We start from the raw sequence: 14763 nt of genomic DNA, 5'->3' as shown, positions 1-14763 counted from the left end.
TATCCTCCATGTTTTGTATCCTTGCCAAATAAGAAAAGACTTGGCTTGGGCCAAGTCCTGCCTGAATGCAACCGGCGCCGTTCTCCTGATACACTGAAAAAGATTCTTTTTGCGCCAGCAAAAGCTCCGCCAGGCGAACAGCCTCATCAACCCGGCGGTTGACCGGAAAAATTCTGTCTCATTTATTTGAAGTAATCAAACAATTGACCGAAGTCCACGCCGGCAATCTTCTTGTTTTGATAGATGGGATACAGCGTTTCCAAACCGTCGCGCAAATGGCGCGACATGATGCCATGTGACCGGGACAAGCTTGCTTCCATATAGGCGGCCAAATGATCACAGGCCTTGATAATCTCTCCGTCTACCGGCGAATATTGGTCCTCATTATACTGTCGGGAAATCTCCTCGGATGTGACCTTTTTGATCTGCCCCTGCAGCATAATTTTACTGGTAAACTCGTCCTGCATAAAGTATTCCAGTTCTTTTTGCCAGCTAGTGGGAATCAAGGGGTATAGCTTGGCCTTCACCTGAGTGTTTTCAATTTCTTTAATGAGCTCATCCAACCCGGCGACCGAACGCTTGACCGGCGAGACAATATCCCGGGTGAGCACCTCCGGCAAATCGTGGAACAACCCGGCGAAGAAGTTGTTGACCGCCCGTTGGTTGCAAGCCTTCAGTTCAATAACCGACACCATATATGACAGCAAAGCCACAATCAGCATATGTCCCATAACCGAGGTTTCCGGCACCCGCGGCGACTGGGCCCAGCGCTGCTGAAAACGGAGCTGGCCGACCAGTTCTATAAAATGGTTGGCCTTTTTATGCAAAGCGATCTTCTGCACTCCGATCAGGTCATAATGCTCCTCAATCTCATTGGCAATGCGGGTTTCGGTTTCTTCCAGCCCGTATATGTTGGAATTCAGCTTGCGGATAATCTGAAACTCCCACTGCGTTGCCAGGAAGTGAGCGGCCTTTAAGATTTTCTTTTCCAGCAGGCAGCAGTCCGGCTCGGCAAAGTAGTCTTCCATCCGCCGGTAAAAATCGCTGCCCAGACAATCCACCCGGGGTTTTAGCTCAGCCAGCACCCAGGTATTGATCTGTTTGCCATGCCGCGCCATCAGTTCGTAATATACCGGCGGTTTAATATCGGTTAAAACAATCCGGTGTAAAAACTCAAATAGACCGCCCTCAATAATCGCCCGCCAGCTAATCGTCCCATTACTTTCTTCCGTCTGAAAGCGGGCCAGCACATAGGCAATGATCATCTTTTGCGCCTGTTTATCCAGTTCGGTAAAACCCTTAGGGCGGATGTGGTCATTCCAGCGCTGCATATGAGCACTTTCATGGATAAACTCCAGCAATACCTTGCGAATCATCTTCTCCCACCTCCTCCGGCTTGCCGGCTATTTCCGTTCCTCCGGTCTGGCCACAGATAAATTGACATGGCAATAGCCGTGCGGATTTTTATCTAAATAAGCCTGGTGGTATTCCTCGGCAGGATAGAAATTTCTCAGTTCCTCCACTTCCACGACAAGAGGGCGGCTGTAATGCTGCCGCTTGTTGTCAAGAAAACCGGCAATGGCCGGCTGATCGGCGGGATCGTTAAAATATACGCCCGTCCGGTACTGTGTTCCATGATCATGCCCCTGGTAATTCAGCGTGGTCGGATCAATAATGCGGAAATAGTGTTCCAAAAGCTTGACCAGCGACAGCACATTTTCATCGTAAACCACTTCACAGATTTCAGCATGACCGGTTTGGCCGGAACAAACCTCCTCATAAGAAGGCGCCTCCGTCTTCCCCTGTCCATAACCCACCGTTGTGGACACGACGCCCTTCAACTGCTGATAATAGGCCTCAACACCCCAGAAGCAGCCGCCGGCCAGCCAGATTTTTTTCATAACATTTCCTCCCTGTTACTGTTATTTTACGATATCCCGCAGGGCCGTCAAAAAGCAATCCATTTCTTCATCGGAACCGATACTGACCCGCAGAAAATTGTCAATCCGGGGCTTCTTAAAATACCGTACCAGCACACCATGCTCCCGCAGTTCCCGGAAAATCCGCTCAGCCGGTATGACCGGATGACTGATAAAAATCAGATTGGCCGTCGAAGGCACAACCTCGAAACCCAATTTTTCTATACTGACCATCACCCGCTGCCTGGTAGCCATTATTTTTTGCCTGGTTTCCTCAAAATGGGCTTCGTCCTTAAAAGCTTCTACTGCACCGGCCAAAGCAACGCGATCCAGGGTATAGGAATTGATCGAATTTTTCACCCTGTCCAGTGCCTCAATCAGCTCGGCGCTGCCCAGAGCAAAACCGACCCGCAGCCCGGCTAACGAGCGGGACTTGGAAAGGGTCTGAATGATCAGCAGGTTATCATAATTTTGGAGAAGCTTTATGGCCGACTCACCGCCGAAATCAATATAAGCTTCGTCGACAATGACCACCTGATCCCGGTTTTTTCGCAAAATAGTTTCAATAGCGGCCAATGATAAGTAGCGCCCGGTAGGGGCATTGGGATTAGGAAAAATAATGCCGCCGTTAGGCTGCCAGAAGGCTTCCACCGGAATGGAAAAGTCCTCATTAAGTGTGACCAGCTGGTAATCAATGTGAAATAACGCCGCGTAAACCGGATAAAAGCTGTAGGTAATATCGGGAAACAGGATCGGTGACCCGGGATCAAAGAATGCCATAAAACTAAAGGCCAGTACTTCATCCGAGCCGTTTCCGACAAATACCTGTTCCTTTTTCAGACCATAATACGCACCAATCGTGTCCCTAAGCTCATCACAGGTAGGTGGCGGATATAATCTAAGCTTATCGTCGGCCGCCGCCTGCATGGCCAGGATCGCCTTTGGCGAAGGCGGATACGGATTTTCATTGGTGTTTAATTTTACATAGACCTTATCCTTCGGCTGTTCGCCGGGAACATAGGGCTCCAGTCCCTGCACTGCTTTACTCCAATATTTGCTCATTATCTACGACTCCCTTTATCTCTTGGTTACACGCCCGTATTTATTGTCTCTCACGACGCACTGTCCTAACCGTCGGGCAGTTACATTCGCCCGGCCGTCCATGGCTCTGGATCTTAAATATTAGTAGCTACAATAAACAGTCCCAAACCGGCCAACTGGTCTTTGCGCTTTTTGTTATCTGCTTTGGGCTGAACGGCGGCCCGCAGCTCTTTGTCATGGGCTTGGGCGTATTTCAACACGGCCGAATAATAACTTTCCTCCACTGTTTCCGGCAACGGTACTGTCCACAAGGCCGGACTATACTCCTTGGTTATTCGCGACAGGACACCACCGCTCCTACTATAGTCAACCTGATCAAGCAGCATGATCTCCCGTTTTGTCATGCGGAACAGATAATGCTGCAATTGATAAGAATCCAACATATTGTCCGGCGTTGGCTTAAGCCAGACATTGACCAGCAATTCATCCCGGTAAGGATCCCTTTCATAAACCAGTGTCTGCGTATCAAATTGCGCAATCACCGCGCCGTTCTGTTCAACTGCCGCAAACCGCGCCGGCTCCATACTAGCCTGCGCCGTACCCAGCAGCAGAAAACTCATCGCCAGCACCAGGCTCCTGATCATTCGTTTATATCCATCCATGGAAACACCATCCTTGCCTATTCCTATTTATGCTCACCGCGCCGCATTTTTCCCTGCCCGATTAGCCTGTTATAGGTGTAATTCACCAAATTTTGCAAAGACCCTTTTTTCACCAGGAAGATACACTTGAGAACCACTGATTTATTCACACTGCGCAGCCTAGTGGTCCACTAACTCCGAAGGAACCGCTTCCTACGCTTTTATTTCCTTGCCAGCCAAAAAAATCTCTCGCCAGGCTGGCAGGCTCATTAAATCAGCGATTCCCCTGGCCGGCCATTCGGATGCATATTTTTCATGCTGCTGAATAGTCATATAAGAGTTACCTGTTAGGAGGGGAATTATGCTGGACAACTTGGCATTTGCCGTACAATACGGTCTGAAAAACTTTGATTTGCAAAACCTGATTAATTTTAAAATCATTCTGCTAAGCATCGTTATCGAGGCTTTTCCCTTTGTCCTGCTTAGTGTGCTGATCTCGGCCGGAATGAATCACTTCCTATCCGAGAATACCATACAAAAATGCATTCCGAAGAACACCTTACTCTCCTTGCTGATGGCCGCACTCCTGGGTATTTTGTTTCCCGTATGCGATTGCGGTATGGTCCCCATCGTACGCCGTCTGCTCTTAAAAGGGGTGCCGCTCCGCTTCGCCATTACCTTTATGCTGGCAGCCCCCATTATTAATCCCGTCGTCGCCACCGCGACCTGGTTCGCTTTTAACGGCAACAGCCTGATGCTCTTGTATCGCCTTGCGGCGGCTTTTGCCATTGCCTGTTGCGCCGGTCTGACGGTGGACCTTCTTTTTGACGGCAGAGCGTTGCGGCAAACTTCTCATGAATCCCAGGAAACTGCCTGCTCCTGCGGCTGTCATACTTCCCCGGTCCAGCCTAATGCCTCATTCGCTGAAAAAATCATGCATACTTTCCGTGACGCCGGCGCCGAATTCTTTGATATGGGGAAATATCTGCTGCTGGGAGCCATGCTGGGGGCAGCCCTGCAACTTCTACTGCCCCGGCAGCTATTGTTAGGACTGGGGCAGGACCCGCTGTATTCCGTTATCGTCATGCTGCTGTTTGCCTTCAGCGTTTCCGTCTGCTCCTCGGCCGACGCTTTTATTGCAGCCTCGTTCAGCAGCAGTTTTACGCCCGGTTCGCTGATCGCCTTTATGGTTTTCGGTCCTATGATTGATGCCAAGAACCTGCTCATGCTGCTCCATGTGTTCAAAACCCGTTTTGTAGCCACACTCACGGTTATTGTCATCTTACTATGCGGCGGCTTAGCCTATTTGTTAAATGCTCTATAAGAAGGAGGGCTTTGCATGAAGCCGAGAAAACGTCCTGCCACAGCATTTCACTGGGAAGCGCTTGTGCGCTTTCTGCTCTTGACAGGGTTGATCAGCCTGTTTGTCTGGCTGGATATGACCGACCAGTTCTCCTATTATATCAATCCGCGCTTTTCCCCGCTTGTCCGCTACGCCTACTGGCTGCTGCTGCCCTTACTGGTCATTCAGTTCTTTGATCTGCTGCTTCCCTCACCAAGCCATACACATCATCACTATGGAAAGTACCTGCCCTTTTGCATCATTCTCCTCTTAGCCGTCCTGTTACCCGACCAGATGCTCAATGCCAGTCTTGTTGCCAGCAAAGGCTTGAACAGCCAGACAACGGTCCTGGCAACGGCCGTTGCCAGTCAGCCCCGCCCCCTGAAGGAAGCGCTGCAGCAAGCGGAAACCATCGTGGTGGATAGCAACAACTATACGGAAGTCATGAGTGAAATCAACGATTTTCCCCAGGACTATATCGGCAAAAAGCTTACCATGACCGGCTTTGTTTTCCGGAGCCCCGGCTTAGGCGACCGCCAGTTATCATTAGTCCGCTATGTCATGGTTTGCTGCGCCGCCGACGCCCTGCCTTATGGCGTCATGTGTGAAACTGCCGATGCAAAAAAATACCCGGACGGCACGTGGCTATCCGGGACAGGTGTGATTGCGATGGGGCGCTATAAAGATCAAGACACACCGGTTATTCAATTAACCTCTGTGGAAAAAGTCGCCGCGCCGGAGAAACCTTATGTATTTCCTTACACCAGTGAGTAAGGAAAGGCCACGTAATACCTCGGCGTTTCTCCTCTTTCACACGTATATTCCGGTTATCTCTTTTGGCTTAAAAAGAAACCAGTGGCCAGTGCGGCCAGCGGAATGGAACAGATAAGGCCAATGCTGCCGGTAATCGTCCTTGCCACTTCCGTGGCAATCAGGTTGAGGTTGACAATCCGCAGCAGCGGCACGTGTTCCTGTGCGGAAAGCAAGAGCAAAAGCGGCAGAGAACTGCCCAGATAAGCCAGCACCAGCGTATTGGACATGGTGCCCATCACATCCCGCCCCACATTGATTCCGGCCTTATACAATTCTTTAAAACCGTACTGCGGACAGGAGCTCTTGATTTCGTATTGGGCGGAGGCGATAGATATGGCCACATCCATCACGGCGCCCAGCGCTCCCATGACAATGCCGGCAAATAATACTTCCTGGAAATCAATATCCGCCAGATAGGTCACCTTTAACATAATAGCTTCCTCATTATCAAGGCCGGTCAAATGCATGGCTTGGATTGAAAGAACAGCCAGCAGGCCGGCCACAGCCACCCCGCCGACCGTACCGGCAATGGCTCCCCAGGTTTTTGCATTCCAGCCGCTCACCGTAATTTGTGTTACTACAGCAATCAGCGCACTAGTCAGCCATGTCGCCAAAATCAAATTCAAATGTCTGCCTAGGATGAGCGGTATCATTCCCTGAAGAATGATAAAAATAGCAAAACAGACAACAAAAAGCGATTTGATTCCTACTTTTCCGCCAACAGCGATCAGCGTAAGCGCAAAGGCTCCCAACAAAACATACACATAAGGCATCCTGTCATAATCGGCCAAATGATACGTTTTCCCGCCAGCTTCCTGCGAAACGGCAACAATAACTTTGTCACCGGCTGCCGGATGCAAATCAAAGCCGGGCCTGTCCATTTTATAATTGGTGACTTTAATTTCCTTACCGGTCTCCTCGCCTGCTGTCAGGCGGATATCCACAAGCTCGGCCCCGCTCATTCCCTGTACCTTTTTCAATTGAGTCAAAGGCTGCACCTTTAAGACCACACCCTGCAAATAATCAATTTGCGGAAGCTGCTTCCCCGCCTCGTCTTGAGGCGCTGCCAGCGCCTGCACCGACATAAAACCCAATAATCCTATCAGCATCACTATACATCGAATAAAACATCTTATTTTCATGAATATCCTCCCATCAAGGTTCAGCCTGCTCTGATTGCAGCAACTTTTTGCATTGTCCTGCAGAGTTTTTTCTCTGCCGCTAAAGCCGCCAAAGCTTCTTCAACAGAATGATATTCCATACCCGGACGGCAGAGTCCTTTTCCGTTTTTATCAAGCAGCAAAAGAAACAACGTCAACACCTTGCACCGCTGACGTTGTTTCTTTTGCTGTTATTTTACTGTTGCATCATTGCAGTGCTCAGGCATTGCTCCCTGGTGTGCCTCCTGCATCTGTTCATGCATTTGCGGTCCCATCTGTTGCATAAGCGCATTCATCCTGCCGGCCTGCTCGGAGTTAATGATCCCCTGCTCTACCGCTTGCTGCATCATCCGGTCATGCCCGCCACAAGCCTCGGCAGCGGGGGCTTCCGCAGCCTGCGAGGTGATGGCAAACAACGACAGGGCAACCAATGCCGCCAGTGCCACTACAATCACGATTTTTCTATTCATAAGACTGCCTCCTTATATTATATTCACAAGTATCTGCCTGTTATTTTTAATCATAACAAAGAAATGTGAATATCTTATGGAGAAAATATAAATTTTTATTGCCAGGGCGTGTCTTCAAACTATCCGAAACACGCCAGGGATCATTCCGTTAGTTTAAAGGCACGTCCTCGTGCTTCGCAGCTTCGAAGTGCAAATTAAATTTGCGGGGATTTTTCGTAAGAAAAAGCGCACCTATCGCTCCTAGGTAACCACTGATTAAATGAACCTGTCGGCTTGGCGAGAGATTTTTTCGTCTGGCAAGGAAGTAAAACCGCAGGAATAGCGGCCCCTATTTCAAGGTTTTGCTGACGCAGCTAGGCGGAAAAAGATCCGTCAGGACGCGCAGTGTGAATTAATCAGTGGTTATCTATGTAAACCGCCGACAACGAAACTTTACGAAAAAAGCCCGCGAAGAAACAGTAGTTTCAGCGTTGGCGGAGCACTATTACTCCGGCTCATTACCGCCAGTCTTGTCCAGCGGCAAAGACACCTGAAACAGGCTGCCCTTTCCCGCCTCACTCCGGACGGCAACCCGTCCGCCATGGATTTCAACCAGTTGCTTGACAATAGCCAGCCCCAGGCCAGACCCGCCGCTTTTGCGGTCTCTGGATTTTTCCCCCCGGTAAAAATGATCAAAAATCAGATCGATATCCTCGGGTTTGATGCCTGGACCATGATCCTGAAAGGAAAGACACAGCCAGTGCTTTCCCTTATCCTCATTTAGCTCCGCCGTTATCTTCACTTGGCCTTCTGTTGGCGAATAACGGATAGCATTAACCAGGATGTTATAAAAAACCTGGCTCATCCGGTCATGATCGACTACGATGGGCGGCAGTTGCTCAGGCAGATCCAGCACAATGTCCAGCTTTTTTTTATCGGCTAACGGCTTTAGCAGCAGGACGACTCGCGCCAGTAGCAGCTTTACATCCCCGGTCTTTAATTCCAGCCCCAATTGGCGCACTTCCGCCAGGGATAAATCCCGTAAATCGGTAATGAGCCGGTTCAGACGGATGGCTTCCTCATGCAATGACGTTAACTGCTCTTTGCCAGGCTCAATAACCCCGTCAATCATTCCCTCCAAATGTCCCTGGATAACGGCTAGCGGTGTACGCAACTCATGAGCGATATTAGCCAGCAATTGCCGTCGCAGGTTGGAGTTCACCTGCAGCGCTTCGGACATACGATTAAAAATAGCGGCCAATTGCCCTATTTCATCCTTGGTCTCCACACACACCTTTTGATTGAAATTGCCCCGCTCAATCTGCTCGGCAGCTTGACTTAAATTGCGCAACGGCACGGTAATACTGCGGGCCAGCATGTAACTGGCCACCGAACCCGCCGCTAAAATAGCCAGTCCTACCCAAATAAGAGATTTGTGGACCGAGGCCAGGAAAGATTGCTCCAGCGGCCCCATGGTAAACGCCACCTCATAGGAACCCTGGTGGTTCCGGTCCGGCCCCATCCGGTGATCGGTCACCCGGTGCTGAACTACCAGATATTCCTTAAATTGCTCCGTCATCTGCAAATTAGCCAGATAAACCAACAAAAAGACGGTTAACGCGACTGCCAAAAATACCAAACCTGTAATGCGATAGATAATGCTGTTATGATTCATAGGTATCACCGGCAAATTTATAGCCCACGCCATAGACGGTTTGAATATACTGCAAAGCAGGGCAATGTACGGCGAGTTTGCGGCGCAGATTTTTCACATGGGCATCCACCGTCCGTTCGTACCCCTCAAAAGAATAGCCCTGAGTCCGCTCTACAATCTGCAGCCGATTGAACACCTGGCCGACATTAGCTGCCAATAGCTCCAGTATTTTAAACTCGGTTGGAGTCAGTTCCACCGGAATTCCCTCGCAAAGAACCTCATGACGCAATAAATCAATCGTAAGTTTTCCTGCTATTACTTTTTCCGAAGCCTCTTTGTTCGGATAAACCCGCCTGAATATAACTTTGGCCCGTGCCACAACCTCCTTGGGACTGAACGGCTTAGTAACATAATCATCCGCCCCGATTTCCAGACCGATCAGGCGGTCACTTTCCTCATCCCGGGCAGTCAGCATGATAATCGGAGTATCCCGTTCTTTTCTAATCTGGCGGCATACCGTCCAACCGTCCAGGCTGGGCAGCATCAGGTCCAGCACGATAATATCCGGATTCTTTTCCCGTACCGCGCTTAGGCATTCCAGACCGTCATGAGCCAAATAGGTAAGGAAGCCTTCCTTCTTAAAATAGGTTTCCAGCAAGGCAGCCAGCTTCAAATCATCATCAACAATCAATACCGAATGCTGAGCCATAGTCATCCTCCCGTCTCGCAGTTGAAATCAACACATCCTTCAGTCACTTCCCTGCAGCCGCTTCCGTTTTTTATACCACAGTGTGCCATATATTACAATAATCACGCCGACAATCACCGCAATACGCACCATATTATCCTCAGCTAAAGCCAAGTCATGTCCCAGTATGACCTTCACGACAACCGGCGGCAGTTTGCCCCAAAAAGTAGCCCAGAAAAAATCGGCAAAGCCCAGCCGGCTAACCGCGGCAATGGCCGTGATAATGCCGGACGGCGCCAGCGGCAGCAGGCGCGCCAACAGCAAAGCCTTAAAACCATTCGTCGCGCTATATTCGTCTATTTTTGTCAGATAGCGGCTCTGGGCAATCCAGAGGGTCACCATTTGCCTGAATAAGTAGCGCACCACGACAAACATGACCACCGAACCGGCCACTTCCCCCAGCCAGGAAATCAGCGTTCCCCAAAATAGCCCATAGATCAGTCCGACCGCACCGGACAACAACATAAACGGAAAAACAATCGTAAACGTCATAATGACGAACAGGAGCAGGATCACGGCGATCGACCAGCCGCCAAAAGAGCGTAGATACTCAGTCAGGGCCAGAATGTCTCCTTGCCGGAGCAACTGATACACGTGCAGGAAAACCTCCGGTTGCCACAGGTATAATAACCCAATTCCCGTAAAAATAAGCAGCCAGCCCCATAGTTTATTCATGTCCGCTCTTCCTCTTCCATATTAGTTTTTCACTGCACCTGCATCCTTAAGGAACCGCTGATCTAATGAGAGTGTCGGCTCTGCCAGGCCTATTATACCGTAGGAATATGAATTTCTTATGGAGATTTCCGTTTATCATACATTTCGCAATCAGTAAATGAAGTTCCTTTATTATATGCATACTGTCAAAAGAAATCAGTCAGCTCCGCTACCCTATGTCAGATAGATCCGGGGAACTACTAAGTTTGCAGTCAACGGGCCATTAGAAAATTACTCCTTTCAGCTCGGCAATCAGCTATATGAAAAAAAGCCCCTCCGGTCAGTTCACTACTGTCCAGAGAGGCTTTTCCGTACTTAATTATTTTTCCGGGTAAAATAAAACCTTACCAAAATGGCCGTCACGGTTTATGATCTTTTCAAACGTTGCCGGTCCTTCTTTTAAGCTGAGATGATGGGTGATCATCGGCGTTACGTTCAGTTTGCCTTCTTTCATGAAATGAACGGTAGTCTGCCACTCTTTGCCGGGAAACGGCGCCGAAATAGCATTCCAGGAACCGTATACGCTCAACTCATTACGCACAATCCGTTCAAAATAGAACCGTTTTACCATTACATCACCGTAAGGGATGCCCATGAATACAACTTTGCCGCCTTTACGAGCCAGCGAGAAGGCCTGCGCAGAGGTAATCGGGCTGCCGGCTGATTCCACAACGATATCGACTCCCCGGTTGCCGGTCATTTCAAATAATTTTTCATGAGGCTCAATATCCTTGGTGTTAATTCCGAAATCAGCGCCAAGCTGTTTAGCCAGTTCCAGCTTGCTGTCATCAATATCAAGGGCATATACATGTCTGGCGCCAAAGATTTTAGCCCATTGCACCGCCAGTAAGCCGATCGTTCCGCAACCGATGATAGCTACATCATCACCGGCTTCCATGCTGGTTTTGTAAATGCCATGGACAACCACGCTGGAAGGCTCAACCAGACTGGCTACATCATAACCAACTTCATCGGGAAGTTTTACAACATTTTCCGCCGGCAGTTTAACATATTCAGCAAAAGCGCCAGGATTCAGCGCCCCAATCACACTCAAATGCTCGCAGCGGGCAAATTCGCCTTTATTACAATACTCGCAAGTTCCGCAATAAAGCGCCGGACAGGCTGTTACACGGTCACCAACTTTGACATTGGTCACAGCTTTGCCCACCTCGGCAACTTCGCCGGAAAATTCATGGCCCCAGGTCATTCCTTTAATGTAGGGTCCTAATTTGGCATAGCGATGAATGTCGGAGCCGCAAATTCCCGCTACCTTTACTTTAATAATTACGTCGGTATCATGTTCCAATACCGGATTAGGTGCATCCTCAAAACGCAAATCTCTAGGTCCGTATAAATTTAATGCCTTCATGTCTAACCTACCCCTTCTATTTTCTCTGATTTACTATGACAGTCGCTGGACTATAAAACAGTTCATTTCTGAATAGTTTTTTTACATTTTTTCAAAGGCAGTTACATTTTTCACAAATTACAGTATTATATGAAGTGAAATTCCTGCATTTTCTACATTTTACACCCTAAAAGCAGCACTGTCAAATCAAATCAAGGAAGCCAACTTTTACATTTGTTCTAATGCTTTTCATATATAAGTCATATTCTTATCTTTCTCTTATTGGTATAACCCAAACAGATCAATTATATGTCCGGCACCAAAGCATCCAACAAAGCTTCCTATCCATAATGGCAGGTCATAAAACAACCAGGGCGGCATTCCTCACCGAAACGCCGCCCTGGTTGTTTCTCAATTTCCCTTATTAATAAAATTAGTTACTTTCTGCCATACATCGCCGGCCCCTACCACCACGATCCGGTCATCTGCCTGTAAAACGGCATGGGGTCCGGGGGAAACAATGATCTCCGTACCCCGCCTGACCGCGACAATCGTAGCCCCGGTATTTTGCCACATGCGAAGATCCTGCAGCGGCTTTCCTATGACGAAAGAATGGTTTGCTACGCGAATGTCGACCGGGTTATAGGGCGAAAGATTTTTCAAGCGGTCCGAATAACGCATGATTTCGCCTACTATTTTGCGAAACTGTTTGTCATTTTCCTCCTTTTCGATCATCAGTGCTTCCAGTTCCTGACTCAGGGAATAAGCCGATACCATTTCTTCATGATGTCTAACATAATAGCAAGCCTGCTGCGAAGACAACACAATAATTTCTTTCCCCTGAGAAACAGATACAATATTTGCCTCTTTCAAAATAGCAATTGCCTTGCGTATCGTTTCGGGTGAAACACTATACTGGCTGGCCAGCACCGTCCGGCCCGATATCTTGGAGCCTACCGGAAATTCCTCATTCATAATCCTTTTCGCCAAATCCAAAGCAATTGACTGATAAGATGCCATAGACGCTTTCACAAATCCACCCCTCATTTTTCTAAGGAATCGCTGATTTAGTGAACATAAGCATGAGCTTTCTCTTCCCTAAGCAAAAGAGTTCTATTATGACCAACTTACAGTCAAAGAAACTGCCGGCTTAGTGCACACCGTGAATCAATCAGCCCTTCCCAGGAGCCTAAGAATATATATATACTATGTATCATACAACAAAACACCGTGATAATACACTAAGAAAAATACTTAAATAACTTATCAACCTTAAATCAAGCTTAATCCGGTGATATGGGTGATCTGTTTTCCGCACACTCTCGTTGTCGTCAGCCAACATACCCTCTCACCGGTATTCCTGCCGCCTCCGCTTTGGGCTGTGAAAAATAGCCTCGCCATTCTCCTGCCGTTTAAGACTGACAAGCCCTAGCCTATTTCAAACAAACTGATACCGGATTTCGGGAGCCTGCTGCAATTCTTTCTTCGCCTCCCTTAGCGGTTTCACCGCCCGCAACTCTACCGTCATTTCCAGCACCACATTACGTAGCGTCATAATATCCTCCATAATATCCTCGGCCAATTCTCCCGCGTATTGTTCGGCGGAAATAGCTAAAATAATTTGTTCCGGCTGCCAGTCGCCACGATAGCCGTAATCGGCGCGCCAATAAAAAGGCTGAGAAAAATAACCGAAGGAATTCAAAAAATACTGCCGGACATGGGTCGGGTCTTCAAAAGCATCATCATTAGCGCCATAAGGCACGGCAAATACCGCTTTTGCATCAGGCCGGGCCACCCGGTGCAACTCCTGCAGCAATGGCAGGGGATTTTTTATATGTTCCAATACATGGCTGGCTAATATCATATCAAAGCTATCATCCGGAAAGGGAAATCCATGCTCCGCGCAAGTATCTAAATCAAAAACCACATCCACGCCGGGCAAAGCCACGCAGTCAAGATTTATCCACTCGGGAAGAATATTCCTGCCGCAGCCTATATGTAATTTAGCCGACTGTTTAGTGATAATGTCCACCTCCTGGCAATATATAAATCTCTTACTACTTTATTCGTTCCTACCTGAAATGTTTCATCAAGAGACCGCAAATGTTCCGGTGGGTTTGTTCCCTTTGGTGCCAGATATACATAGTATATTATGTAATGACTTAAAAAGAATTGAACTGTCATCTGCCCAGAAGGAGGAAATGGAATGGATAAAAAAGATCCCTTAGAAGAACTGAAAGCAAGAAAAAGACATCGCCGTCGTTACCATCATCACCATCATTACAAAATCAAACATATTCAACATACGCCCCCTCCCCCGCATTGCCCTGATTATGACCACTATAAAAAAAGCAGTGATTCCTGCAGTTCTTCCGATACAAGCGACAACTGTTGCTTCCCGTGTTTCCCCATTTGCACCCCCGGACCAACAGGACCTACCGGTCCCATTGGTCCTACCGGCATAACCGGCACCACCGGCGCAACTGGCGGTACCGGGTTGACCGGTCCGACCGGTCCGACCGGTCCGACCGGCGCTGTTGGACCAACCGGGATCACAGGCCAGACCGGTGCCACAGGAGCAGGCGCAACCGGCGCCACTGGCGCGACCGGACCAGCCGGAGGACCAACAGGTCCAACGGGAGCTACAGGAGCAACCGGCGCTACCGGTGATCCTGGTGCCACAGGGGCCACTGGCGCTACCGGGGCTACAGGGGCAACCGGCGCTACCGGTGATCCTGGCGCAACAGGAGCCACTGGCGCTACCGGCGATCCTGGCGCAACAGGTGCTACTGGTGCTACAGGGGCAACCGGCGTTACCGGTGATCCTGGCGCAACTGGTGCCACTGGCGCTACCGGGGCTACAGGGGCTACCGGCGTTACCGGTGATCCTGGCGCTACAGGGGCCACTGGCGCTACCGGGGCTACAGGGGCTAC

At 49.1% G+C, this 14763-nt stretch carries 16 protein-coding genes; 3 read left to right on the top strand and 13 right to left on the bottom strand.

The window, feature by feature from the left end; genetic code table 11:
* Nucleotides 1-182: 182 nt before the first annotated feature.
* From BMW43_RS09995 to BMW43_RS09980, 4 genes are all read right to left on the bottom strand, one after another.
* Nucleotides 183-1376 (bottom strand): HD domain-containing protein, encoded by a 1194-nt coding sequence (locus BMW43_RS09995; protein ID WP_091746519.1) that lies wholly within the window; start codon nucleotides 1374-1376, stop codon nucleotides 183-185.
* Nucleotides 1377-1403: 27 nt separating this feature from the next.
* Nucleotides 1404-1901: a peptide-methionine (S)-S-oxide reductase MsrA gene (gene msrA, locus BMW43_RS09990; protein ID WP_091746516.1), complete on the bottom strand. Its 498-nt coding sequence runs from the start codon at nucleotides 1899-1901 to the stop codon at nucleotides 1404-1406.
* A 21-nt stretch (nucleotides 1902-1922) separates the two neighbouring features.
* Complete coding sequence (hisC, locus tag BMW43_RS09985; RefSeq protein ID WP_091746513.1) at nucleotides 1923-2981, bottom strand: histidinol-phosphate transaminase; 1059 nt, start codon at nucleotides 2979-2981, stop codon at nucleotides 1923-1925.
* Between the two features lie 113 nt (nucleotides 2982-3094).
* Nucleotides 3095-3622, bottom strand: coding sequence for a hypothetical protein (locus BMW43_RS09980; RefSeq protein ID WP_091746510.1), 528 nt, complete (start codon nucleotides 3620-3622; stop codon nucleotides 3095-3097).
* 340 nt (nucleotides 3623-3962) lie between these two features.
* Here BMW43_RS09980 and BMW43_RS09975 point away from each other — a divergent pair, with 340 nt between their 5' ends.
* Nucleotides 3963-4925, top strand: a complete 963-nt coding sequence (locus BMW43_RS09975; RefSeq protein ID WP_091746507.1) for a permease — start codon at nucleotides 3963-3965, stop codon at nucleotides 4923-4925.
* A gap of 15 nt (nucleotides 4926-4940) precedes the next feature.
* Nucleotides 4941-5717 (top strand): TIGR03943 family putative permease subunit, encoded by a 777-nt coding sequence (locus tag BMW43_RS09970; RefSeq protein WP_091746504.1) that lies wholly within the window; start codon nucleotides 4941-4943, stop codon nucleotides 5715-5717.
* 53 nt (nucleotides 5718-5770) lie between these two features.
* Here the strand turns inward: BMW43_RS09970 and BMW43_RS09965 are convergent, their stop codons facing one another.
* The 9 genes from BMW43_RS09965 to BMW43_RS09930 all read right to left on the bottom strand — a co-directional run bounded on the left by BMW43_RS09965 (nucleotide 5771) and on the right by BMW43_RS09930 (nucleotide 13861).
* Nucleotides 5771-6898 (bottom strand): YibE/F family protein, encoded by a 1128-nt coding sequence (locus tag BMW43_RS09965; protein ID WP_245732330.1) that lies wholly within the window; start codon nucleotides 6896-6898, stop codon nucleotides 5771-5773.
* Between the two features lie 20 nt (nucleotides 6899-6918).
* Nucleotides 6919-7068, bottom strand: a complete 150-nt coding sequence (locus BMW43_RS21130; protein WP_177173538.1) for a hypothetical protein — start codon at nucleotides 7066-7068, stop codon at nucleotides 6919-6921.
* A 39-nt stretch (nucleotides 7069-7107) separates the two neighbouring features.
* Nucleotides 7108-7386, bottom strand: coding sequence for a hypothetical protein (locus BMW43_RS09960; protein WP_091746501.1), 279 nt, complete (start codon nucleotides 7384-7386; stop codon nucleotides 7108-7110).
* A gap of 484 nt (nucleotides 7387-7870) precedes the next feature.
* A complete protein-coding gene (locus BMW43_RS09955) occupies nucleotides 7871-9040 on the bottom strand; it encodes a sensor histidine kinase (protein WP_091746498.1) in 1170 nt (389 codons plus the stop codon).
* On the bottom strand, nucleotides 9030-9728 hold the full coding sequence (locus BMW43_RS09950) for a response regulator transcription factor (protein ID WP_091746495.1): 699 nt from the start codon (nucleotides 9726-9728) through the stop codon (nucleotides 9030-9032). The genes BMW43_RS09955 and BMW43_RS09950 overlap by 11 nt, the downstream gene beginning before the upstream one ends.
* A gap of 39 nt (nucleotides 9729-9767) precedes the next feature.
* Nucleotides 9768-10442, bottom strand: a complete 675-nt coding sequence (locus tag BMW43_RS09945) for a TVP38/TMEM64 family protein (protein WP_091746492.1) — start codon at nucleotides 10440-10442, stop codon at nucleotides 9768-9770.
* 358 nt (nucleotides 10443-10800) lie between these two features.
* A complete protein-coding gene (locus BMW43_RS09940) occupies nucleotides 10801-11850 on the bottom strand; it encodes a galactitol-1-phosphate 5-dehydrogenase (protein WP_091746489.1) in 1050 nt (349 codons plus the stop codon).
* 390 nt (nucleotides 11851-12240) lie between these two features.
* A complete protein-coding gene (locus BMW43_RS09935; RefSeq protein ID WP_245732328.1) occupies nucleotides 12241-12861 on the bottom strand; it encodes a GntR family transcriptional regulator in 621 nt (206 codons plus the stop codon).
* A gap of 406 nt (nucleotides 12862-13267) precedes the next feature.
* Nucleotides 13268-13861, bottom strand: a complete 594-nt coding sequence (locus tag BMW43_RS09930) for a class I SAM-dependent methyltransferase (RefSeq protein WP_218140645.1) — start codon at nucleotides 13859-13861, stop codon at nucleotides 13268-13270.
* Nucleotides 13862-14035: 174 nt separating this feature from the next.
* Here BMW43_RS09930 and BMW43_RS21535 point away from each other — a divergent pair.
* Nucleotides 14036-14763 (top strand): hypothetical protein (locus BMW43_RS21535; RefSeq protein WP_281246125.1); only part of this gene is annotated, 728 nt, incomplete at its 3' end.

The sequence above is a fragment of the Propionispora vibrioides genome, from assembly GCF_900110485.1.
Classification (GTDB): Bacteria; Bacillota; Negativicutes; order Propionisporales; family Propionisporaceae; genus Propionispora; species Propionispora vibrioides.
Note: the sequence above shows the minus strand (reverse complement) of the source record. Positions and strands in the feature narration are given on the sequence as shown.

Coding starts and splice junctions, on each gene's coding strand:
- BMW43_RS09950 (WP_091746495.1), bottom strand. CDS start 9,728: ATGGCTCAGCATTCGGTATTGATTGTTGATGATGATTTGAAGCTGGCT.
- BMW43_RS09965 (WP_245732330.1), bottom strand. CDS start 6,898: ATGAAAATAAGATGTTTTATTCGATGTATAGTGATGCTGATAGGATTA.
- hisC (WP_091746513.1), bottom strand. CDS start 2,981: ATGAGCAAATATTGGAGTAAAGCAGTGCAGGGACTGGAGCCCTATGTT.
- BMW43_RS09975 (WP_091746507.1), top strand. CDS start 3,963: ATGCTGGACAACTTGGCATTTGCCGTACAATACGGTCTGAAAAACTTT.
- BMW43_RS09995 (WP_091746519.1), bottom strand. CDS start 1,376: ATGATTCGCAAGGTATTGCTGGAGTTTATCCATGAAAGTGCTCATATG.
- BMW43_RS09955 (WP_091746498.1), bottom strand. CDS start 9,040: ATGAATCATAACAGCATTATCTATCGCATTACAGGTTTGGTATTTTTG.
- BMW43_RS09945 (WP_091746492.1), bottom strand. CDS start 10,442: ATGAATAAACTATGGGGCTGGCTGCTTATTTTTACGGGAATTGGGTTA.
- BMW43_RS09960 (WP_091746501.1), bottom strand. CDS start 7,386: ATGAATAGAAAAATCGTGATTGTAGTGGCACTGGCGGCATTGGTTGCC.
- BMW43_RS09980 (WP_091746510.1), bottom strand. CDS start 3,622: ATGGATGGATATAAACGAATGATCAGGAGCCTGGTGCTGGCGATGAGT.
- BMW43_RS09970 (WP_091746504.1), top strand. CDS start 4,941: ATGAAGCCGAGAAAACGTCCTGCCACAGCATTTCACTGGGAAGCGCTT.
- msrA (WP_091746516.1), bottom strand. CDS start 1,901: ATGAAAAAAATCTGGCTGGCCGGCGGCTGCTTCTGGGGTGTTGAGGCC.
- BMW43_RS09940 (WP_091746489.1), bottom strand. CDS start 11,850: ATGAAGGCATTAAATTTATACGGACCTAGAGATTTGCGTTTTGAGGAT.